We start from the raw sequence: 22,810 nt of genomic DNA, 5'->3' as shown, positions 1-22,810 counted from the left end.
GAATTTCACGCATAATGCGCAAGACTTTTTAGAATTATCAAAGCCCTTTTGCCGATGACTGAACAGACTCAATTCCCCCCATTTTGGTATAACCTGCTTTTAAGTTGTATCAAGCCACTGTACCGTTCACGGGTGAAAAAACGCTCGGGGCATTTGGTGGATTATCAGGATGAGGTGCGGGAGCGTTTTGGTGAATATCAAACAGCGAAGAATCAAAACGTCATTTGGTTTCATGCGGTATCGGTGGGTGAAACCAATGCGGCACAGCCGTTGATTGCGCATTATCTCAAACTTGGGCAAGCGGTACTGGTCACCAATACCACACGTACAGGGCAGGCTCGTGCCAAGTCATTATTTTTAGGACACTATCCTGAGTTATTCCAAGCGGTATTTTTGCCTGTTGATCAACGTGATTTGATCGAAAAATTTATTGCACAATATCAGCCACGGATTTTATTGTTGATGGAAACCGAGCTGTGGCCAAATCTATTGGCGTGCGTACATCAACGACAGATTCCACAGCTTTTAGTAAATGCACGTTTATCGGAAAAATCAGCCAAAGGCTATGCTAAGTTTAAGCGTCTGACCGCACCGATGTTGCAACAACTAGATTTTATTGCGGCGCAAGATCAAGCGAGCAAACAACGCTTTGTCGATTTGGGAAAATCCAGTGAGCAAGTCGAGGTCTTGGGCAATGTCAAATTTGATATGACTATGCCAAAGCAGTTTCTTCAGCAAGCAGAACAATTAAAACAAGAGTGGTTATTACAACATCGACACATCATTGTGCTTGCCAGTACTCATGCGCCTGAAGAAGCGCAATTACTCAACGCATTGAAACCGCATTTACAGCAGAATCCACAGCTAATATGTATAGTCGTGCCGCGTCATCCTGAACGTTTTCAAGCCGTTTTTGATGAGATCAAAAGTCTTGATTTGAATGTACAACGTCGTAGTTTACATCAAACTATTGACGCATCGACCCAAGTCTATTTAGGGGATTCGATGGGGGAGATGTGGTTGTGGTTTGCATTGGCGCAGGTCGCCTATGTCGGTGGTTCGCTGAATGAACCTGGTGGTGGACATAATATTCTTGAGCCGATCGCAACCGATGTGGCAACGGTTTTAGGGAAGAATTATTTTAACTTTCAAACGATCGTCGATGAATTTGTTAGTCATGCTGCTGTGCTTGTCGCATCAGATGCTAAACACGCTGTTGAGCAAATGATGGATTTAATTCATGATCCGTCACGCCGTCAACAACAAGTGGATCAGGCACGGCAAATTTTACATGCCAATCAAGGCGCAGTTGAGCGACACATTGCCTTAATTGATCGCTATCTAAATGCAACACATCGCAAAGCTGAAAGCATCACAGCTGAGTCTGGTTTATGAATTTAGTCTTATTGCCTGAACAAACCGATGAAAAAATTTGGCAAATCAATGATGTACGGCAAGTTAGCCATTTAAAGCAACATTTAGACATTAAAATTGGTGATCAAATCAAAGTTGGCGTGATCAATCAAGCACGTTATCTTGCAGAAGTGGTTGAAATTCAATCTAATCAAATTATTGTGACACCAGTCGAACAACAAGCCATTCCTAATAAATTACCCGTGACCTTGATCTTAGCATTGCCTCGCCCGAAAGTACTTAGACGCTTGATCATGGATAGTGTGACCTTGGGTGTAGAAAAAATCGTGTTATTGCATAGCTATCGGGTCGATAAAAGCTATTGGCAAACGCCGTTTCTCGATCAATTAGATCATTATATTCAGCTTGGACTCGAACAAGCGGGGGATGTGATTGCACCATCTATTCTTCTCGAAAAACGCTTTAAGCCTTTTGTTGAAGATCGTTTATCGGTTTGGAATCATAGCCAACCAACCTTTGTAGCGCATCCATATACAACGGACACGATGCCGATTGATTTCAATCAGCCATGTCAACTGATGATTGGTCCAGAAGGCGGATTCATTCCCTATGAGATTGATTTGCTCAAAGAAAACGGCTGCCACATTCATCATGTTGGCAACCGTATTTTACGCACTGAAACCGCTGTGTCGAATATTCTCGGGCGATTATTCTGCGCTTAAATTCTTTTGATTGGAGAGCGCAAGTGCTTGAGCAGACACTTTCATTTCTTGGATTGGATACGGAATATTCACACCTTCACGGTTGAAGGCTTGTTTCACTTCCGCCTGAATCTCACTAGCCGAAGCGAGAATATTGGTTTCTTTCAGATCAATCCACCAACGCACGGTAAGATTTACAGAGAAGTCAGCCAATGCAGTTACAGTGACCGTGTGTGCAGGATTGCCGAGTACATTGGCATTGTTGTCCAAGATACGATTGATAATGCCTTTTGCCTTATCAATATCATCATCATAGCCAATACCCACCACAAACTCACAGCGACGACGATTATACGCAGTGTTGACCGTGATCGGACTGGTATAAACTGTGGCATTTGGAATCACCAAACGACGACCATCATATGAACGCAAAAAAGTCGCACGAATCTGAATGTCTTCAACTGTACCTTCCAAACCTTCGACGATAATGTCATCACCGATACGGAACGGTTCGCCAAGTAAGATCAAAATCCCTGACAATAAGTTTTGGAAAATATCTTTAAAAGCAAAACCGATAGCTACGGAGCCGATACCGAGTGCACCGATCAACTGACCCGGTGAAAAGCCAGGAATAATGATCACCAATGCAATCAAAAAGCCGAGAGAAATAATCACCACACTACCGACACGGTTCAATACCATGACAAGGTTTTGACGAGTATTAGAGCGTTTTAATAATGCGTTACGAATAAAATATTTGAATAGACGTGTAAGCAATAAGAAAATACAGAAAACAATAAGCCCGATAATGATATATGGCACACGCTCCCAAAAGGCAGCGATGAACTTATTCACGATGGCATAGCTGTCACTGTATTTTTGTGATTCTTCAATGACTTTAGCCGTGGTTTTTTGTCCTGCTTCAAGCAAAACATGACCAGCCTGTTTGGCTGTTTCTGAAGCTGTAGATTCATTACTCACAACATGTTCCAAATAAAATAAAGAATAGTGTGCCTGAAGTAGCAAAGTCTTTCAGTTTATAAAATGTGAATTTTAGATATGCTTTATGAAGTGATGATTGGTTAAGCGATAGTTTGCATTGATGAAATTTTGCTTCGGAAGCAATGCCGTATATGTTCCACGTGAAACGATGCTGATTGATACAATATGGCTGAAACCAGATCGGTTTCACAAGGTGCGTTACACAAGGCACGCATTATATTCATGATTGCTGATCGGCTTAACAAAATCCAACTGGTGAAGCATGGCGAGGCAAGGCATTATTTTAAACGGTATAAAAATCAAAGAATTCTTTGGAGAAATAACATGTTGAAATCAGAATTTGCAAAAACCTTTGCCATGCTTGCTACAGGGTTAAGCTGTGTACTGATGGCGCAAAATACACTTGCTGATGCGCCTGAGCATCGCATTATCAATCTTCAAGCGGAAGCAATGCGCTCCGTTGCGAATGATGAAATGCAAGCTACGCTCTATACAGAGCTGAATGAAAAAGATGCAGCCACGCTTGCCAATAAGATCAATAGCATCGTCAATCAAGCAATCAACACAGCGAAAAGTTATCCAAAAGTTGAGATCAAAACAGGTGGTCAAAATACCTATCCTGTTTATAACGATAAACAACAATTGGTGAACTGGCGTGGTCGTGCGGAAGTGATTTTAAACAGCCAAGACTTTAAACAAACCAGTGAATTGATCGCAAAATTGCAAGAAAGCATGCAACTCGGCAATATTAATTTTGAGGTGTCTGCGGAACAGCGCAACAAAGTTGAAAGTGAGCTATATATCGAAGCGTCAAAAGCATTCCAACAACGTGCCAAGCTTTTACTTGCACCGTGGGGCGCATCGAATTATGAGTTGGTGAATCTACAACTCAATGCCAATGCAAACCGTCCAATGCCGATCTATGCGTCACGTGCCGCATCATTCAAAGCTGATAGCATTGAAAGTCAAAATGTTGAAGCAGGGAATAGTGAAATTACCGTGATTGCCAATGGTAGTATTCAGTTGAAATAAGCGATTTGATCGCTGAAAAATACTCGCAAAAGCGAGTATTTTTTTACATTGAATTTCTGCGGTGGCTTTGTTGATCCAAAGGTTTATTGATCTAATACATCAAGTATGACTTGCGTGACATCTTGGCAAAGATCACGATCGTTAAAGATTTCATAAGCAGTGATGGTGACATCAGTATTCGATGGTAGGAGTTTTTGTTCTTCTTCGATCAAATGTTCGATTGGTAAAATAGTCTGTTTAATCGCAAACAGATCAATGTCTTCGAATGGAATTTCTTCATCATCAAGAGTCAGCGCTTCTTGCGTGAGATACGGACGAATAATCGTCGGAATGATGGACTGAATATCAGTGATGTCAAATACGCAAATGTCACGCTCTTCATCGTTCTTTCCTAAGTTTTCTTTGGCTTCAATGATGAGATGATAGTAGGGCATTAGACGATCCTCAGTAAAAATTCACATCGGGTTGATTTCATTTTACTATGCGCAAAAATTCGCCATCACGCAAGCTTTTTACATGCTTATTTACATGCTGACGAAGCATTGATACTAAACACTGATAGCAAACGCTAAAATCCCTTGATTGAAAACCTACTTAAAAGCGTAATGCTGATCAGTTAAGTGAAATTTCAGGATTACTGATTGATAAATCTCCCTCTTGCGAAACAATGTTTCTCATCTTTGAAAAAGAGGGGAATATCATTAAATTCAGCACTGTATTGAATATCGAAATACTCCCTCCTTTGAAAAAGGAGGGCTGGGGAGGGTTAAAAAAGGCAAATTACAAGACAGATTAGAAGCCTGATGCGTAACCTTCTTTTGGATATTTAAACTGATATTTCAAATCCAATTGCCACGTTTGATTTGCACCAAGTGGCTGTTGCCATTGGTAGATATTCTTTTGCCCTTGCCATTCTGTTGCTGTCGGCGCATGGCTAAATTGATGTTCAACTTTGAGCGCATCATTTTGGCTCTGCGGTACACTTTCAAAGACGAGCAAATCAATCGCTTGTGTATGACGGTTTTGGATTTGATATTGTTTCGATAAGACTTCTACAGTTTGTTTGCTAAATGCACCTGTTTGATCTTGATCACGTTGATCATTTAAGACTTTGACCAAGACTTGCTCATCTTCACCAAAGTTAAAGTGCATTTGTTCTGCACTTGGGTTTTGCCACTGACGTTGACCGATATAGTCGCCATCACGATAGAGTTTGATTTCACCACTTGGCCAGTCACCTGTGACACGTGGAATCTCGGCACTCAAATAGGCACGTTGCTGTTGCTGTGGAATCACCCATGTACTGAGTTTAGCCGCATAAGATTGTTGATCAAGTGGTAGTGAAATTTGCTGTTTACTACTTGGGATTGATGCCCGTGTGGTAGTGGTAAATTGCGTGCTATAGGTTTGTTGCACTTGCTCAAACTGAGGAAAACGAGGTTCTTCCACACGCTTGGCACCCATCGCATCAGCACTCGATCTTGCTTGTAATGCGGCAACTTCCATCGCAACAGGTGCAGGTTCATACATAGGCTCATTACGAGGTTCATAATAGTTAACCCACCACGGATTGGGTTGGATTTGTTCAATCCGACCTTGTGGCGTATTGGTCGATAGTGTCAATTTTACATTGTCCCAATCTTCACCTGTTTTTTGTGCAATCATCGCCATACGTGTGAGCGTGACTTGTTTCGTCACACTATTTAGCTCAGCTTTATAACTTGGTCGCCACGTCGCATAAGGCACTTGATAAGCAATTTGAATCACGCCTGAAGACGGTGCATTGACATGAAGCTGTAAAGTGCGCTGATTAAAACGATGATCGCCAATTTGATTTAAATCTTGATTTAACTCTTGTAGGCGTTGTTCAAGTTCTTTCTTCTCTTGGTTTGCTGTGGAAATGGTGAGATAAGCATCATAAGCCTGTTGGCGTACCGTCAATGCATTGCCTTGTTTGATATTGCCTAAAAAGGTGTTTTGTAATTCGGCGGCTTGGATTTTGGCATTCAGTTTGGCGATGTCGCTTTCCAGTTGTTTGATTTCATTTTTAAGCGCAGAAGATTCACGTCCCGCAGGTTTATCCAGTGCACTATCGACACTGGTCACTGCGCCGATATCGACATTTTGCCCTTGTACTTTGATTGCAGACACATCGAAGTTGGCAGGCAATCCTTCCAGTTCAATCAAACGCTCACCTGCACGGACAGGAATGTTACGCTCGACCAAAGCACCATTAGGATAAACCGTCACATGTTGAATCGGTGCATCTTTCAATGCCAAAGCCCAACTTTGCTGTGCAATAGCACCGATGATGCAGATGCTTAAAACTGAATATTTCATGGTCATGCCGTCCTCAAATTTATTATGCGAATGCCAATGTTGTTAAAATGATTAAATCAAAAGGAGTTAAAATGATTAAATCAAAAAAAATATAACAACTCTACGCATTTTGACTGCGAAATACAAAATAAACACACCCCAATAAGCACAATCCTGCCCAGAGATAATCCATTTTGAAGGGTTGTTTAAACAGGTAAATCATGAAGGGCACAAACACGATCAAGGTCATGACTTCTTGGCTGATTTTCATCTGACCCAGTGACCAACCCTGTGCATCGAGCCAACGTGTTGCAGGAATCATAAAGCTATATTCAAGTAGCGCAATCGCCCAACCGAATAGGATCGCTTGCCAAATGGGTGCATCGTGTAAAAATTTGAGATGACCGTACCATGCCAACGTCATAAAACAATTGGAAATGGCTAAAAATACAAAAGCCCAAGCCGTGATTGACATGTAAAACTACTCTAGAGTTTTTTCATAGTGTATGTCGAAATATCACATCATGACTATAAAAAGTCGTCAAATCCTCCTCATTTTTATCCAGTAAACACAGAGATTGATCTGACAATAAAAAGCACTATCTTTTCCCGATGAGCCTTGCTATCTTGCTAGGCGAATTAAAAACAATGCGTCGCAACCGTTTGCAACGTATTGCGATAGCAAGAGAGAAGAGAGTAGTACAGATGCATCTGCATATTTTGGGTATTTGTGGCACATTCATGGGTTCATTGGCATTATTGGCGCGTGAGCTAGGACATACCGTGACGGGGAGCGATCAAAACGTCTATCCTCCAATGTCTACCCAACTCGAAAATGCAGGAATCGCATTGATGCAAGGCTATGATCGTAGTCATCTACAGCCACATCCCGATTTAGTCATCGTCGGCAATGCCATGAAGCGTGGGATTGATGCGGTGGAGTATATGCTCGATGAAGGGCTTGCTTATACCTCAGGGCCTCAGTTCTTAGCCGATCATGTGCTTAAAGACAAACACGTACTTGGTGTTGCAGGGACGCATGGTAAAACCACCACTACCACCATGCTTGCTTGGGTACTTGATCAGGCAGGACTTAATCCAGGTTTCCTCATCGGTGGTGTACCACTCGGTTTTAGTGAAAGTGCTCGATTGGGTGACAAATATTTCGTGGTTGAAGCCGATGAATATGATTCTGCATTCTTCGATAAGCGTTCTAAGTTTGTACATTATCACCCACGCACAGCGATTCTAAATAATCTTGAATTTGACCATGCTGATATTTTTGATGATTTGGCAGCGATTCAAAAACAATTTCATCATCTCGTGCGCACCATTCCAAGTACAGGTCGCATCATTGCACCCATCACCGAAACCCATATTGATGAAGTATTAGAAATGGGCAGTTGGACACCTGTGACACGCACAGGTTTTGCGGTCGAAGATCAAGTTGAACTCTCTGCAGAGCTGATCTCGGCGGATGGTAGTCATTTCAAAGTGTTGCATTTCGGCATTGAAAAAGGTGAAGTGCAATGGACCATGACAGGTCAGCATAGCGTCGCAAATGCACTGGCAACCATCGCTGCAGCGGAGCATGTGGGTGTAAGTATCCACCAAGCTTGTGAAGCATTATCGAACTTCGGTGGGGTGAAGCGTCGCATGGAATTACTCGATACCATCAACGGTATTGAGGTTTATGACGACTTTGCCCATCACCCAACAGCGATCGAAACTACGCTGGACGGTGCACGCAAACGTCTAGGCGAACGTCGTTTGTGGGCGATCATTGAGCCACGCTCGAATACCATGCGTATGGGTAGTCATAAAGCAGGACTTGCGTACTCGGCACGTGTTGCCGATGAGGTGATTTGGTATCAACCAGAAGGCTTGGATTGGGATTTACAACCTGTGGTCGAAGCTTCAAGTAACTCTGCGCAGGTCAGTCAATCGCTTGATCAAATCATTGAACGTGTAAAAAATGAAGCGCAATCAGGCGATGCAGTGGTGATCATGTCTAATGGTGGCTTTGGTGGATTGCATCAAAAGTTGATTCAAGCCATAAAAGGCTAAGCTCATTAGTGAACCACTCGTAAACTTTTGCAATACTTTTTGAAAAAAATACACAGTAAGCACGATCAAAGCGCTAGACTTTGGTCGTGTAAAATTTTAAAAATCGTCAAAGCTATATTTTTATAAATCAATTTAAATCAATAGTTTGCAATAAATTTTATCATTATTATTTTTATCGAAGATTGACAGTTTTAGACCAAAGCATGATTGTTCAGCCATGCAAAGCAAGATTTACTAAGTTCAGAATAAACATCATTTGATGTGCGTTGCGATATTTGTCATGCTCCCGCTTATGTACATAATTCATGTCAATCAAACGTGAAATTATCATACAAATAGAATAACGCCATCGGACATTAGGAAGCTAAGGGAAACAGCCACATGAATGAACTCTATCCAGTGCCAGAGCAATTTGCCACAACTGCACGTACCAATCTCGAAGAATATGAAGCACGTTATCAGCAGTCGATCGACGATCCTGAAGGCTTTTGGGCAGAGCAGGCAAAAATCATTGACTGGATTAAACCCTTTACAAAAGTCAAAGACACCAATTTTGAGCGAGATAATTTTAAAATTGAATGGTTTGCCGATGGTGAGTTGAATGTCGCTGCCAACTGTCTTGATCGTCATCTCAAAGAACATCCACATAAGCCTGCGATCATTTGGGAAGGTGACCATCCATCACGTCATAAGATCGTATCGTTTAAAGAATTGCATGATGAAGTCTGTCGTTTTGCCAATGTCTTGAAAAAACGTGGAATTGGCAAAGGTGACCGTGTAGTGCTCTACATGCCAATGGTGACAGAAGCAGCTGTAGCAATGCTGGCCTGCGCACGTATTGGTGCGGTGCATTGCGTGGTATTCGGTGGTTTCTCACCTGATTCATTAGCGAGTCGTATTGAAGATTCACAAGCAAAATTAGTCATCACGGCAGACTCAGGCTTACGTGGTGGCAAGCTGTTACCACTCAAAGAAAATGTCGATGCGGCACTTGAGATCGCAGGGACGGAAAGCGTAGACAATGTCATCGTGGTTTATCGCAATGCCAACCCAATCGACATGAAAGAAGGCCGTGATCTGTGGTATCACCTTGAAATCATGGAAGTGAATGCAGATTGTCCACCTGAGCCAATGAAAGCGGAAGATCCGTTATTTATTCTCTATACCTCAGGCTCAACAGGTAAGCCAAAAGGCGTATTGCATACCACTGGTGGTTACCTTGTCTATGCAACCAGTACTTTCAAAGAAGTCTTCGATGTGAAGCAAGATGATGTGTATTGGTGTACTGCAGATATTGGTTGGATTACAGGACATTCTTACTTGATCTATGGACCACTTGCCAATGGAACAACCACGGTAATGTTCGAAGGTGTGCCGCAATATCCATCGTGGGCACGTATCGGTCATGTGGTCGATAAACACAAAGTGTCGATACTCTACACCGCACCAACGGCGATCCGTGCCATGATGCGTGAGGGCGATGCTTATGTGCGTGAAAGTAATCGTAGTAGCTTGCGTCTGCTTGGGTCAGTCGGTGAGCCGATCAACCCTGAAGCGTGGAATTGGTATTATGAAGTGGTCGGTGAAGGACGTTGTCCGATCGTCGATACATGGTGGCAGACAGAAACAGGCGGAATTTTGATTGCGCCATTACCGGGTGCGATTGATCTCAAACCGGGGTCGGCGACCAAGCCATTCTTCGGAGTTAAACCTGCACTGGTCGATGGAGAAGGCAAACTGGTCGAAGGTGCAGCAGAGGGTAATCTCGTCATTCAAGACTCATGGCCGGGTCAAATGCGTGATATTTGGGGTGATCATGAACGCTTCCTCGAAGCTTATTTCTCTACATTCCCAGGTAACTATTTCACAGGTGACGGTTCCCGTCGTGACGAAGATGGTTACTACTGGATCACTGGACGTGTCGATGATGTATTAAATGTATCGGGTCATCGCCTTGGTACAGCAGAGATCGAAAGTGCATTGGTACTGCATGAAGCGGTTGCCGAAGCTGCGGTGGTCGGTATGCCTCACGAAATCAAAGGGCAAGGTATCTGTACATTCGTGACCTTACAAGCGGGTGTCGATGAGAGCGAAGAACTGCGTAAAGAATTGGTGCAATGGGTACGTAAAGTGATGGGGCCTGTAGCCAGTCCTGATGCGCTACACTGGGCACCGTCACTACCAAAAACGCGCTCGGGTAAGATCATGCGTCGTATCTTGCGTAAGATCGTTGCCAATGAACAAGACAGTATCGGCGATACCTCAACGTTGGCTGAACCGCAAGTGGTCGAGCAGTTGATCATTACGGTGCATGGGCAAAAGTAAGCAATCACACTTAAATTAGTAGTAAATAAAAATCTAGCTTGTGCAAATGGGCTAGATTTTTTGTATGAAATTGAGGTGACAAGTTTGCATCTTCACCATCACTAAATTTATTGCAGTTACTTTTATGGCGATTACTCAGTAGCAGTAGCTCTAATTAGAACTAGACTAATATTATCTCCTGCAAAAGGCGTCAATATTTTAACAAAGTTTTTAAGCCATTCTTGCAATGATTGATTTAGTTTAATTAAGGGCCATTCAGTATGTGGAATAGCATCAAAAACACCATCAGTGCATACCATTAATACATCATTAGGTTCTACAATATGAATTTGCGTCATCTTCTCATCTACTTCATGGAGTGCATTTGCACAGAAATACCCAGTGAGAGTATCGTATGTTGAAGCGAGTTCTTGCTCTGAATTTAACAATGCAAGGCTTTCTTTACTAAGATTAGCAATATCCATTTCATTAAAGAAATTGTCGTCTTGCGTTAAAATTTCCCAGCTTTCAAGTTGGTGTGAGAAATAGTAAACTCTACTATCTCCCAAAGATTGAATCCTTATTTGGTTATATTCATCGTCAGTCGAGTGTCTAATTAATGCCATTGTTGTAGCAGCATCGACTACTGATTTAGATTTTAATTTTGTACAAAGTAATTCTTGTATATAAGATAGTCGAATATCAGCCAAATTGTGTTTATAATACTCATTAATAATTTCCAGTACTGCTATGGCAGCTTTATCTGAATTTTTCTGGTTGCTTATACCATCTGCTACAGCAACACACCAAGCATTATTATCTTTCAATGTATCTAAAGAACTGTATCGTCCTTTTTCACAGATAACTTTATTCTTAATCAGGATAGCATCTTGTTGATTCTGTTTTCTAGCCTGCCAAGTTAGACCTTGCATTTCATATTGCATATAATAATCTCACGACCTCAGAACTATTTGATTGAGTATTAATGAATCAAATTAATTAACATAAATCGGTTTAGTTTCTCACTTGAGACACATTTCTAATATCGTCTGCATATATGCCAATATTAGAAAATCTATGATTTTGTTGTTGATCTATGATAATTTTTGCTCCATGCAATAGGTTAACAGCATCACGGTAATCGAGCCGTTGATCCTGCTCAGCTAAAAGCACTAGAACATGTGATAAGTCAATTTCACTCTGTTTTATTACCTGCGGATTAATGGAGTTGACCATTAAAGCCAACTCATTGATTTGTTTCATTTGCCAAGAAAACTCACCACCTTTAAAATTCTTCACCAAACCAACTTGATCTTGCAGAGTAATGTGTGGGCTTAAAGATGGATTAATTAAGATGAGATTTACTTTAAACTGAAGTGCAAGGATAAGTGCATAAAATCCTCCTAATGAACTACCAACTATTGTTGCTACATGTTCAGTGGAAATAATTTGCGCCAACATTGCAACATCACTCATTGGGCGATGTTGCAAATCAGGTGCAATCACATTACAACGCAAAATATCTTTTAGCTCTTCAACTTTTGAAGATTGTCCCGATGATGCGAATCCATGAACATAAAGTAACGTATGAGACATAAATTTCCTTAGGCTCCTCAATTAGCTTTGATATGCATTTTGAATTTGTAGGAACGTAAAGGGCTGGGACAATCTGTCAGAAGAAAATTCATGGGCATCAAAACCATCTTTTTTAAATAGTTTATGAGATATTCCATTGATTGGTCTAACAATTCCATTCGGAAAAGTAATTTGATAATTCGGTTGGATTCCTTCACCTGTAAGACCAAATCTCACAACTGTTCCTTCATAGCCACGCATATTGTCAAGAATATGTCTTAGAAATTTTTTTCCTAAGTGATCTAGATTATCTTCATTCCATATAAATGTATTCATTTTAAAGCCTATTCCATAAATAAATTAGTAAAAACGGTATTCAATAGAGGGGGTTATCTTTCCTCATACATTGTTGCCGAATAAAAAATATTGCTATGAGGTGTCTTAATATTGTTTGAATAAATAATATATCCAAGACTCGCCATAACTTGCTTTACCATAGAGCCAAGCATTTGTTTGGTTCTATCGTATTCCTTTTTCTCATCATCATTAAAGCTAGTTGAATTTTTTTGCATTAAACCTAGTTTTAATAAATCTTTTTCAATTCCCAACAATGCAGGTTTTTTCAAGTCGCTAGCTGTTTCCATTTGAATCTTCGCTCTGTCTGTATTCAGAAAATTCCATAACTTCTGACCGTGATCAGTATTGTATAAGTCTGTAAAATTTTTACTTTGATAAGTAAGCATAACAATGTGTCCTTAGTAAGTTTGTAAAAGGAGAATATTATAGAACTTAAATTATAGCAAGTTAATAAGGGGGGTTGATTGAATTTATTTTTGCTTAGCTATTCTCAGGTAAATGATTCAGCATTAAAATCCCATATCATATACAAAACACCCCTAAAAATTCGTATCTAACACAGCAATCCACGTCACAAAGTGCTACCATTTTGCCAGTTTAAATTTTCACAATTTGGAAGCGGTATGCTGATACAACGTGGCGGATTAAAAGTAGTCGCAGGACTTGGAATCTCTGGAGTTTCTGCAGTGAATTATTTGCATCAACAGGGCTATCAAGTCGCTGTGACAGATTCACGACAGACACCGCCTGGCATAGAGCAGATTCCTGTGGATGTTCGCAAAAGTTTTGGCGTGCTTGATCAAGAATTACTCTTACAAGCTGAAGAAATCATTCTCAGCCCAGGGCTTGCACCACAGCTGCCAGAGATTCAAGCGGCGATTGCGCAAGGCATTCCAGTGGTTAGCGATATTCAGCTCCTACGCCGTGCCACGGAAGTGCCGATCATTGCCATTACAGGCTCCAATGCCAAAAGTACCGTGACTACATTGGTCGGCGAGATGGCAAAAAATGCAGGGAAAAAAGTTGCTGTCGGTGGCAATCTCGGTCGTCCCGCCTTGGATTTATTACAAGACGAGCCTGAATTGATCGTTTTAGAATTATCTAGTTTTCAGCTCGAAACCACTACGCATCTTGGTGCTGAGGTCGCGGTGGTGCTGAATATGAGTGAAGATCATTTGGATCGTCATGGCGATATGGTTGGCTACCATGCGGCGAAACATCGCATTTTCCAAGGTTGTCAAAAATTTGTGTTTAACCGTGATGATGGACTCACTCGTCCATTGGTAGCGGACAATATTCCATGTATCAGCTTTGGTTTGAATGCACCTGATCTCAAGCAATATGGCGTACTACGTGATAGTCAGGGCAAAATGTTCTTGGCGAAAGGCACAACACGTCTGCTCGATAGCAGTGAAATGTATATGCAGGGCAGTCACAATGTGGCGAATGCTTTGGCGTGCTTAGCTTTGGGTGAATCAGTAGGGTTGCCGTTGGATGTGATGCTCGACACCATTAAACATTTCAAAGGCTTGGAACATCGTTGCCAATATGTCGATGAGAAGCAAGGCGTGCGTTACTATAATGATTCCAAAGGTACCAATGTCGGGGCGACTTTAGCAGCGATTAATGGTTTAGGACAGGCACTTGCACCTCATCAAGCTAAAGTGGTGACAATACTCGGCGGTCAGGGCAAAGGGCAAGATTTTAAACCATTATCCAATGCATTATCACAATATGCTCGCCATGTGATTTTAATCGGTGAAGATGCCAATAAGATAGCCAGTGCATTGGCATCGGATATTGAAGTGAGTTTTGCCACGACCTTAAAGGCTGCGGTCAAAGAAGCGCAAAGTCAAGCCGAGCAGGGCGATGCGGTATTGCTCTCGCCAGCGTGTGCAAGTTTTGATATGTTTAAAAGTTATAATGATCGTGGTGAGCAATTTGTACAGTGTGTTCAGCAGCTGTGAAATTGAAATGAAGCGCAATGTAATAACCAAGTGAAATAAAAAGTCGCTATGAAAGATTTTATTTATCCAAAATTGCAATGGATGCAACATCGTATTGATCTCGGGTTTAATCGTCTGTTGGCGTTTTTACCTGCGGAAGTGACTGCACGCAATACCTTATTATTTTGTGTGTTAAGTCTGCTGTGTATCGGTACGGTGATGGTGGCGTCCGCGTCGATGCCATTTGCCGAACAACTGCATGAAAATCCATTTCATTATGTACATCGTCATGCCTTGTATATCGTCCTCGCCTTTGTCGCAGGGATCGCAGCCTATAATTTCCAACTGAAAAATTGGTTTGGTAAAGCACCAGTGCTGTTGTGGATATTAACGCTGATCCTATTAGGTTTGGTGCTCGCAGTGGGGCGAGATGTCAATGGGTCAACACGTTGGCTGAGCTTTGCAGGCTTTACCTTTCAGCCATCTGAATTCGCCAAATTTGCCATGACTGTGTTTACTGCAGACTATGTGGTACGTCGTGGTGGTGAGGTGCGTGAGAGTTTTGCCAGTTTTGTTCGGTTGTGTATTCCTGTCGGAACGACCGTTGGTTTGATCATGTTCGAGCCCGATCTTGGAGCATCGGCAGTGATCATCATGACCATGTTTACAATGTTCTTTTTGGCAGGCGCGCCGACGAGAGCCTTTATGGTGCTGTTTGGCGTGGTGGTGGCATTGCTTGCGATGTTTATCGTGATTGAGCCGTATCGTTATCGTCGTTTGATGTCGTTTAGCGATCCGTGGCAAGATCCGCAAGGTGATGGTTATCAACTAGCGCAGAGTTTGATTGCCTTTGGTCGAGGTGAATGGTTTGGTACAGGGCTTGGGCATAGCGTGCAGAAGCTTGCTTACTTGCCTGAGGCACATACCGACTTTATGCTTGCAGTGACTGGTGAAGAGCTTGGTTTCTTTGGCATTAGCATCATTTTCTGTTTGTCATTTTTAATGCTTGCAAGCTGTATGCGCATTGGTCATCGTGCGCTTGCAAATGGTCATTATCGTAGTGGTTATTTGGCATATGGTATTTCGGTGATTTTCCTGCTACAAATCTGTGTCAATGCAGGGATGAATATGGGCTTGATCCCAACCAAAGGATTGACCTTGCCATTTATTAGTTATGGCGGTTCATCGTTATTGATGTGTGCTTTTATGATCGGGGTAATGTTTCGAATTGATAAAGATACACAAAACAAAGCTGAGCTTCGGACAGAAACTTAATTGTTGAAATTTAGAAGTTCAAAGCAGGGTTAATCCCTGCTTTTTTATGCGCTGTAGATAAAACAAGGCTTAATAGACAAAAACTATTGATAAATCTGCGATAGCATCGTGCCTTGAGGGATACGCTCACGTTGCCATTGTGCCACTGCTTGCGCAAGCATGGCTGATGGGCGGTCAAGATCAAGCGGTGATTGATTTAAAGCCTGAGCAGCCTCTGAGAGCAACTCAGAGGCATTGTCTGGATCAAGTGGTTGTGCAAAGTTTTGTTTAGATAGCTTGCGACCATCGGCATTCATTGCCAGTGGTACATGCAGATAATTAAGCTCAGGATAGCCTAGACAACGACCGAGCCAAATTTGACGGGCTGTATTGTCCAGCAAATCTGCACCTCGTACTACATGCGTCACGCCTTGCAAATAATCATCCACCACCACAGCAAGTTGATAGCTGATAATGCCATCACGACGTTTCAGCACAAAATCGCCTAAATCTACTGCCAAATTGCTACATTGCCGACCTTGTAGGGGATCATCGAAGCAGATGGGTTCATCATTCACTTTTAGACGGATGGCTTGGTTTTCAAATTCGTGGTTTAGAGCTCGGCATGTCCCTGCATAGATGGCATTGCTACCGAGCATCTTTCGGGTACATTGGCAGGCGTAAATATGATCGTGTGATTTGAGTTGTGCTAAGACATCTTGATAAATTTCAAAACGATCTTTTTGAAAGAGAATGTCGCCGTCAGGGACGAATTCGAAAGCGTCGATACAGCGCAGAATATGCTGTTCGCTGTTGGGATAAATGCGGGGAATGTCGGTATCTTCAATACGAACCAGCCATTGTCCTTGACGGAACTTGGCTTCACAGTAGCTCGCCAATGCCGTGATCAGCGAGCCGAAATGCAAAGGACCAGTTGGCGATGGCGCAAACCGACCTGAGTAGCGAGTCAGCGAAACATTGTTTCGCCGCTGCGCATGAGGGGTACTACCCCTCAAGGAGCTAGGCTCACCTGAAAAATTCTCAACGGTCATGATTAACCGTTATTTTGCTTCTCTTTGATCTCTGCAAGTGTTTTGCAGTCGATACATAAAGTTGCAGTTGGACGAGCTTCTAGGCGACGTAGACCGATCTCAATACCGCAGGTTTCACAAAAGCCATAGTCTTCATCTTGAATCGCTTGCAACGATTGTTCAATTTTACGAATCAATTTACGTTCACGGTCACGCGTACGAAGCTCAATGGCAAACTCTTCTTCTTGAGTGGCACGGTCATTCACATCAGGCAATGCAGATGATTCATCTTGCATTGAAGTCAAAGTACGATCGACTTCTGACATCAATTCTGATTTCCACGCTTCTAAGATTTTACGAAAATGCTCTAATTGTCCTTCGGACATATATTCTTCATTTTTCTTTTCTTGATATGGTGCAAAACCAAATAGGCTCGCCGTCGTCCCCTTCTCTGCGTTTTTCGCTTTAGGCTTGCGAGTGCGTTTTGCAGCTGGTTTTTCTGCTGTAGCCACGTCTTTTACATCTTCCAGTTGTGATTTATCTTGATTTGCCATTTGGGGGCATTCCTCATCGAACTAGTGTATATCTATACGCAAAAAGTGAGGTAAAAAGCAAGTGCATTTGTCTACTACTTGCCTGTTTATTACTCGGGCGCACATCATATAGACTTTTTTATCAAGATGAAAGTGCCAAAACGTGTATAAATATGGCAAAAGGGGAAAATATGACTTAAGATACTGAATTAATAAGATTTTAGAGCAAAATCAACTTGACCAACGGCATGTTCAATACGATGAACCGAAGTTTCAAAATGCCCATCTGCATAGAGTTCGAGTAAACGATATCCCGGAGTCGCCTGATCTAGGCAAAATTCATTTTGATTGGGTTTAAACTGAATACTGGTCGAAGGGCAAGACAGAAAAGTCATCTGGCCATGTTGGTGTGCAAAATCTTGATGGACGTGTCCTGAGATGACCAAACGTACATGCTCATGTGACTCTAAGCAAGCCAATAACTGTTCACTATTTTGTAGGCGATGCGGTGATAGCCAATCACAACCGACATCAAAGGTATTGTGATGCAGTGCGATAATGATGTATTGCGTTTTATGCTTTGCAAGCAAGCGATCAAGTTGAATCAGATCATGATCAGAGATCATTCCTGACACTTTTTGATCGACCTGACTATTGATCAAAATCATACACCATGCGCCAAGATCAATAACCGTGGGCTGATCATTTTCACTTAATGATGGGAAATGTTTACTCTCATCATGATTGCCTCGCACCCAATAATGCGGTCGTTCTAATTTGGATAGGGTGTTTTGATAGAGTTCATAAGTCTGTGGCAAGGGTTGCTGTGCAATATCGCCTGTATTAATGACACAATCAAAGGCCACGTTCTTTTGCGCATGTGATAAGACGGCCTGTAAGGACTGATACGGTGCGATCCCTGCAAACTCACGATCGGCCTCAGCCATAAGGTGACAATCACTAATCTGCAATAGTCGCACAGGTGATTGATCTGAAAAATGTTCTGATTTGATGGCGTGGTTCATTGCACTTCTCCCATCAATTGTTTTTTCGATTGTTGTTGATGTAGATACAACTGAAACCATTGTATGGCGATAATTAAAGACGCATTACTTAGATAAGGACTCTGCATCAATCCGTCTAGCTGCGCATAGTCGAATACATGTACCTTGATGTCTTCACCTTCTTGCACCTCACCATGCACACCCCCTGCATGAGTTAAATCCGCTGTAGCAACATAAAGGTTGTATATCTCATCGCTTGCACCTGTCGATGGGTGATAGCGATACAATTGTTTTAAATTTTCAATCTGACAGTTTGCTTCTTCGAGCGCTTCACGTTTTAAACAGGTTTCGGCATCTTCGCCATCATCAATCAGCCCTGCAATAATTTCCAATTGCCACGGCGTGCGCTCAGAATTTAAAGCACCTGCTCGAAATTGCTCAATTAACAAAAATTTTTGCAAATGTGGATCATGTACCAAGACGCCTGCAGCCTCACGGCGACGGACGAGCTCTCTGTGAATAACACTGCCAAAGTCTTGATTGGCAAATAGGCGATGACGAATTTGTAATTTTTCAACATGCACGAAGCCACGATAACATTGTTGTCTGTCCAAGACTTCAACATCTCCGTGATCAAATTGCGGCTGGTATGAAAAAATATTCGTCATCGTTGGCAATTATTCAATCAATCTTTGTTCATCTAATAGCCTAGCTTGAGCTCAGAAAAAGATCAAACCTTTTGGTACAGAGAATTGCCTTGTTGTCGGAATTCTTCACTCATCTGTTGCATACCATCTGCACGCTCTGCATCAATAAGTTGCTGTGCAGCATAATCTCGAACATTTTGTGTGATTTTCATCGAACAAAATTTTGGACCGCACATTGAACAGAAATGCGCTGATTTGTGCGCCTCTTTTGGCATGGTTTCATCGTGCATGCTTCGTGCGGTATCTGGGTCGAGTGCAAGATTAAACTGATCTTCCCAGCGGAATTCAAAACGTGCTTTAGACAGTGCATTGTCACGTGCCTGTGCACCTGGATGACCTTTGGCAAGATCGGCAGCATGCGCAGCGATTTTATAGGTGATAATGCCGTCTTTGACGTCTTTCTTATTGGGTAGACCGAGATGCTCTTTTGGTGTGACATAGCACAGCATAGCCGTACCGTACCAACCAATCATCGCTGCACCAATGGCTGAGGTGATGTGGTCATAACCCGGTGCGATGTCCGTCGTCAGTGGTCCTAGCGTATAAAACGGCGCTTCTTTACAGACTTCGAGTTGCAAGTCCATATTTTCTTTGACCATGTGCATAGGCACGTGTCCCGGTCCCTCGATCATCACTTGTACATCATGTTCCCATGCACGATGTGTCAGCTCACCTAAAGTTTTTAATTCGCTAAATTGCGCTTCATCGTTGGCATCTTGAATACAACCTGGACGCAAACCATCACCTAAGCTGAATGACACATCATAGGCTTTCATGATTTCGCAGATGTCATCGAAATGGGTATACAGGAAATTTTCCTCATGATGGGCAAGACACCACTGTGCCATGATCGAACCACCACGTGACACAATCCCAGTTAAACGATTTGCCGTCATCGGGACATAGCGTAGCAACACGCCTGCATGGATGGTGAAATAGTCCACGCCTTGTTCAGCTTGCTCAATCAGCGTGTCTTTAAAGATTTCCCAAGTCAGGTCTTCTGCCACGCCATCGACTTTTTCTAAGGCTTGATAAATTGGCACAGTACCGATCGGGACAGGTGAGTTGCGGATAATCCATTCACGGGTTTCATGGATATTTTTACCAGTCGATAAATCCATGATGGTGTCTGCCCCCCAACGGGTCGCCCACGTCATTTTTGCAACTTCTTCATCAATGCTTGAACCCAGCGCAGAGTTACCGATATTGGCGTTAATTTTCACCAAGAAGTTCCTCCCAATGATCATCGGTTCGCATTCAGGATGATTGATGTTGGCAGGAATAATCGCTCGCCCTTCAGCGACTTCTTGACGAACAAATTCAGGAGTAATTTCTGTTAAATTCTTTGCGCCGAAGTTTTGCCCTGCGTGCTGACGCATGTCTACGCCGTCACGTTGCCGCTGATTTTCACGGATCGCAATATATTCCATTTCAGGGGTAATAATGCCTTGTTTGGCATAGTGCATTTGGCTGACATTTTTACCGATTTTTGCACGACGTGGATTTTGAATATGGGCAAAACGAATTTCTGCGGTGCGAATGTCTTTGAGGCGTTCTTGACCGAATTTTGAGCTTAAACTGTCGAGCTTTTCACTGTCGTCACGCTCTTCAATCCACGTTTGGCGAATCGACGGTAAGCCTTTATTTAAATCAATTTTGACATTTGGATCGGTATAGACGCCTGATGTATCGTAGACACGAAGCGGGAGATTTTTTTCACCGCCTAAGCCTGTTGGTGTATCGGTGAGCGTGATTTCACGAAACGGCACTTGAATATCACTGCGTGAGCCTTCGACATAAACTTTTTGTGAGGCAGGTAAAATGCGAGTTAAATCTTTGGCATCTTGTTCGTGCTGTGCGTTGATTTCTTGTTGGGTTGTTGAGCTAGATGATGAATTGAGATTCGAGAGTTGGTTCATGGCTGTATCCTATGGCAGAACAATCACGAATCAAGCAGAACTAAAACAGAGATAGAAAATGGGACGATGATAAATAAATTTATCTTATATTTTCAGTGTATTAGCAGGCTTGATTCCTACGCAGGTCTTAACCTGATCAGGTTCAACGGTACTCCGACTCAAAATCGTTTGATGGAAAAATAATCAGCAAACGATTTTATCGGATCTCAGCGAGTGCTTACTCGCGCTCCGTCAAGCAATGTTAAAAGATTAACAGAATTGAAAAAAATTGCTTGGCTATTTTGTCAGCAAGGATTCAAGCATTGGTCAAAATATTGACTAGAGTTACTGCTGCCACATCACACAAATTCCATCCGCATGACAGTCACGATAGCTATCACTGCTACTGTCCCACGGATCAGACAAATTCAACACTTTGCGGAGTTGTTCGCGAGCGATTGTATAAGAACTTTTTTCATAACCATCTCGGTTTTTCGGCTCGACAGGATACTTTTTCATACGCTCATTTACAGGTGTCTTGATGAACGTGAGGAATTTTTTTGCAGGTTCTGCGAGCGCAGTATCTTGGCGTTTGGCAAGGGCTTTGATATGTCCTAAAGCATTTTCGTCTATCCATGTGTCTGGCGCAAACTCATCAGATACAGGCGTATTGTCTGATCCAAAGAAAATGAAATATTGGTATTCTTCAAAGAGTTTCTTTGCATCTGCTTTAAAATGGCTTTTTGGATACTTCTGAAGATAATTTTCCCAAAACAAAGCACGATCAACCATTTCTGCCCACGAGATCGCAATGGCTGCATCATTGAAAAACAGCGCTTCATTATCCTGTGCCATACGGGTCACGAAAACACGTTGATCTTCAGGAAGTGCTTCACCGAAAATGGTTTTGATATAGGCAGGGCTACGACGATATTGGAACATGCCTTCGCCTTGATAATGTAGCTCAATATAAGCTTTATCTTGTTGATTCATCAAATATTGATCACGAGGCGATAGTGTTTTAAAAATGTTTGGATCGCCTTTAACCACTGGCTGATCAAGTGCATCACCTTGCTTCGCTTCTAAAATACTGAGTCCATATTCATCAAATGCCGCCATCTGCTTGGCATCGGTGAGCTCATGCGCAAAGAAGCGCTCGTACATTGACGTTGTTTCATCAATCCATTTGAGTTGCTGTGCATTATCGACTAGGGTGACGCAGTCTTTGAGCAATTGATTGACCTGTTCTAAAGCTTCTACTTTGCTTTCATGGTTAATCGCTCGCATGGATGTGCTTAAACTCAGGCAGGCTTTATCTACTTGTTTTGCCTGTGCGGTATTTTTTAGCTCATTCGTTTTTGCATCATTTGCGGTCTTTTGATTTGGTTCATTTGAGGGTTGGCATGCGCTTATGAACATTGCACTCAGTACGGTTGCATTGAGTAGCGTGATCGGCGAAAATTTTTTTAGAGCCTTCGTATTTAAAATTATTGTATTGAGAACGGTATTTAGAATAGTCATATCAAACCTTTTAATCGTTGGTTTTTGGAAAAATTTTGGAGTTGTAATTTGGATATAAGCTCAGATGCCATTCTAAGCGAAAAATACGTCGCATAAATCAGCTATTACAAAAGCACACGGAATGTACTGTGAAGTTTACGGACATTCACAGACCCTAGAAATCAGCAAATGAAAGTTAAAAATGC

The 22,810-nt window shown here is 42.2% G+C and carries 21 protein-coding genes and 1 riboswitch; of the genes, 7 read left to right on the top strand and 14 right to left on the bottom strand.

The features are described 5' to 3' along the window. The first annotated feature begins 54 nt into the window (after positions 1 to 54). Positions 55 to 1,395, top strand: coding sequence for a 3-deoxy-D-manno-octulosonic acid transferase (locus tag ACE3PQ_RS08305; protein WP_374296843.1), 1,341 nt, complete (start codon positions 55 to 57; stop codon positions 1,393 to 1,395). Further along, on the top strand, positions 1,392 to 2,096 hold the full coding sequence (locus ACE3PQ_RS08300) for a 16S rRNA (uracil(1498)-N(3))-methyltransferase (RefSeq protein ID WP_374296841.1): 705 nt from the start codon (positions 1,392 to 1,394) through the stop codon (positions 2,094 to 2,096). The genes ACE3PQ_RS08305 and ACE3PQ_RS08300 overlap by 4 nt, the downstream gene beginning before the upstream one ends. Here ACE3PQ_RS08300 and ACE3PQ_RS08295 read toward each other — a convergent pair. Continuing rightward, positions 2,082 to 3,056: a mechanosensitive ion channel family protein gene (locus ACE3PQ_RS08295; RefSeq protein WP_374296839.1), complete on the bottom strand. Its 975-nt coding sequence runs from the start codon at positions 3,054 to 3,056 to the stop codon at positions 2,082 to 2,084. The two genes, ACE3PQ_RS08300 and ACE3PQ_RS08295, sit on opposite strands and share 15 nt — an antisense overlap. Positions 3,057 to 3,401: 345 nt before the next feature. Between ACE3PQ_RS08295 and ACE3PQ_RS08290 the strand changes: the two genes are divergently transcribed. Beyond that, positions 3,402 to 4,109, top strand: a complete 708-nt coding sequence (locus ACE3PQ_RS08290; protein WP_374296837.1) for an SIMPL domain-containing protein — start codon at positions 3,402 to 3,404, stop codon at positions 4,107 to 4,109. 83 nt (positions 4,110 to 4,192) lie between these two features. On the opposite strand, the gene ACE3PQ_RS08285 is transcribed toward ACE3PQ_RS08290, so the two are convergent. The 3 genes from ACE3PQ_RS08285 to ACE3PQ_RS08275 all read right to left on the bottom strand — a co-directional run bounded on the left by ACE3PQ_RS08285 (position 4,193) and on the right by ACE3PQ_RS08275 (position 6,903). Then, a complete protein-coding gene (locus tag ACE3PQ_RS08285; RefSeq protein WP_374296835.1) occupies positions 4,193 to 4,543 on the bottom strand; it encodes a hypothetical protein in 351 nt (116 codons plus the stop codon). A gap of 358 nt (positions 4,544 to 4,901) precedes the next feature. Next, positions 4,902 to 6,449, bottom strand: coding sequence for a mucoidy inhibitor MuiA family protein (locus tag ACE3PQ_RS08280; protein WP_374296833.1), 1,548 nt, complete (start codon positions 6,447 to 6,449; stop codon positions 4,902 to 4,904). A 100-nt stretch (positions 6,450 to 6,549) separates the two neighbouring features. Next, positions 6,550 to 6,903 carry a DMT family protein gene (locus tag ACE3PQ_RS08275; protein WP_374296831.1) on the bottom strand — a complete coding sequence of 118 codons (354 nt, stop codon included), beginning with the start codon at positions 6,901 to 6,903 and terminating at the stop codon, positions 6,550 to 6,552. Between the two features lie 230 nt (positions 6,904 to 7,133). On the opposite strand from ACE3PQ_RS08275, the gene mpl reads away from it, so the two are divergent. Beyond that, the gene (gene mpl / locus ACE3PQ_RS08270) at positions 7,134 to 8,495 is read left to right on the top strand and encodes a UDP-N-acetylmuramate:L-alanyl-gamma-D-glutamyl-meso-diaminopimelate ligase (RefSeq protein WP_374296884.1); all 1,362 of its coding nucleotides are present in this window, start codon (positions 7,134 to 7,136) and stop codon (positions 8,493 to 8,495) included. A 381-nt stretch (positions 8,496 to 8,876) separates the two neighbouring features. Then, complete coding sequence (acs, locus tag ACE3PQ_RS08265; protein ID WP_374296829.1) at positions 8,877 to 10,820, top strand: acetate--CoA ligase; 1,944 nt, start codon at positions 8,877 to 8,879, stop codon at positions 10,818 to 10,820. A gap of 131 nt (positions 10,821 to 10,951) precedes the next feature. Here acs and ACE3PQ_RS08260 read toward each other — a convergent pair whose 3' ends face one another. From ACE3PQ_RS08260 to ACE3PQ_RS08245, 4 genes are all read right to left on the bottom strand, one after another. Next, positions 10,952 to 11,743 carry a PP2C family serine/threonine-protein phosphatase gene (locus ACE3PQ_RS08260; protein WP_374296827.1) on the bottom strand — a complete coding sequence of 264 codons (792 nt, stop codon included), beginning with the start codon at positions 11,741 to 11,743 and terminating at the stop codon, positions 10,952 to 10,954. Between the two features lie 70 nt (positions 11,744 to 11,813). Continuing rightward, positions 11,814 to 12,395 carry a YqiA/YcfP family alpha/beta fold hydrolase gene (locus tag ACE3PQ_RS08255; protein WP_374296825.1) on the bottom strand — a complete coding sequence of 194 codons (582 nt, stop codon included), beginning with the start codon at positions 12,393 to 12,395 and terminating at the stop codon, positions 11,814 to 11,816. Between the two features lie 21 nt (positions 12,396 to 12,416). Continuing rightward, a complete protein-coding gene (locus tag ACE3PQ_RS08250; protein ID WP_374296823.1) occupies positions 12,417 to 12,710 on the bottom strand; it encodes a hypothetical protein in 294 nt (97 codons plus the stop codon). Between the two features lie 53 nt (positions 12,711 to 12,763). Continuing rightward, the gene (locus tag ACE3PQ_RS08245) at positions 12,764 to 13,117 is read right to left on the bottom strand and encodes a hypothetical protein (RefSeq protein ID WP_374296821.1); all 354 of its coding nucleotides are present in this window, start codon (positions 13,115 to 13,117) and stop codon (positions 12,764 to 12,766) included. A gap of 237 nt (positions 13,118 to 13,354) precedes the next feature. Between ACE3PQ_RS08245 and murD the strand changes: the two genes are divergently transcribed. Both murD and ftsW read left to right on the top strand, forming a co-directional pair. Next, complete coding sequence (gene murD, locus ACE3PQ_RS08240) at positions 13,355 to 14,698, top strand: UDP-N-acetylmuramoyl-L-alanine--D-glutamate ligase (protein ID WP_374296819.1); 1,344 nt, start codon at positions 13,355 to 13,357, stop codon at positions 14,696 to 14,698. 81 nt (positions 14,699 to 14,779) lie between these two features. Beyond that, positions 14,780 to 15,952, top strand: a complete 1,173-nt coding sequence (gene ftsW / locus ACE3PQ_RS08235; RefSeq protein WP_374296882.1) for a putative lipid II flippase FtsW — start codon at positions 14,780 to 14,782, stop codon at positions 15,950 to 15,952. 83 nt (positions 15,953 to 16,035) lie between these two features. Here the strand turns inward: ftsW and gluQRS are convergent, their stop codons facing one another. The 6 genes from gluQRS to ACE3PQ_RS08205 form a co-directional block, all read right to left on the bottom strand. Then, positions 16,036 to 16,983 carry a tRNA glutamyl-Q(34) synthetase GluQRS gene (gene gluQRS, locus ACE3PQ_RS08230; protein ID WP_374296818.1) on the bottom strand — a complete coding sequence of 316 codons (948 nt, stop codon included), beginning with the start codon at positions 16,981 to 16,983 and terminating at the stop codon, positions 16,036 to 16,038. 2 nt (positions 16,984 to 16,985) lie between these two features. Then, positions 16,986 to 17,516 carry an RNA polymerase-binding protein DksA gene (gene dksA / locus ACE3PQ_RS08225; RefSeq protein WP_374296816.1) on the bottom strand — a complete coding sequence of 177 codons (531 nt, stop codon included), beginning with the start codon at positions 17,514 to 17,516 and terminating at the stop codon, positions 16,986 to 16,988. A gap of 188 nt (positions 17,517 to 17,704) precedes the next feature. Continuing rightward, positions 17,705 to 18,520 carry a metallophosphoesterase gene (locus ACE3PQ_RS08220; protein ID WP_374296814.1) on the bottom strand — a complete coding sequence of 272 codons (816 nt, stop codon included), beginning with the start codon at positions 18,518 to 18,520 and terminating at the stop codon, positions 17,705 to 17,707. Continuing rightward, positions 18,517 to 19,113 carry an NUDIX domain-containing protein gene (locus ACE3PQ_RS08215; protein WP_374296812.1) on the bottom strand — a complete coding sequence of 199 codons (597 nt, stop codon included), beginning with the start codon at positions 19,111 to 19,113 and terminating at the stop codon, positions 18,517 to 18,519. Before ACE3PQ_RS08215 ends, ACE3PQ_RS08220 begins: the two co-directional genes overlap by 4 nt. Positions 19,114 to 19,229: 116 nt before the next feature. Continuing rightward, a complete protein-coding gene (gene thiC, locus ACE3PQ_RS08210) occupies positions 19,230 to 21,125 on the bottom strand; it encodes a phosphomethylpyrimidine synthase ThiC (RefSeq protein WP_374296810.1) in 1,896 nt (631 codons plus the stop codon). A gap of 96 nt (positions 21,126 to 21,221) precedes the next feature. Continuing rightward, a riboswitch (TPP riboswitch) is annotated at positions 21,222 to 21,366 on the bottom strand. Positions 21,367 to 21,449: 83 nt separating this feature from the next. Continuing rightward, positions 21,450 to 22,625 (bottom strand): hypothetical protein, encoded by a 1,176-nt coding sequence (locus ACE3PQ_RS08205; protein WP_374296808.1) that lies wholly within the window; start codon positions 22,623 to 22,625, stop codon positions 21,450 to 21,452. Positions 22,626 to 22,810 lie beyond the last annotated feature (185 nt).

Source organism: Acinetobacter sp. (assembly GCF_041911495.1).
In the GTDB taxonomy this organism is placed as follows: domain Bacteria; phylum Pseudomonadota; class Gammaproteobacteria; order Pseudomonadales; family Moraxellaceae; genus Acinetobacter.
Note: the sequence above shows the minus strand (reverse complement) of the source record. Positions and strands in the feature narration are given on the sequence as shown.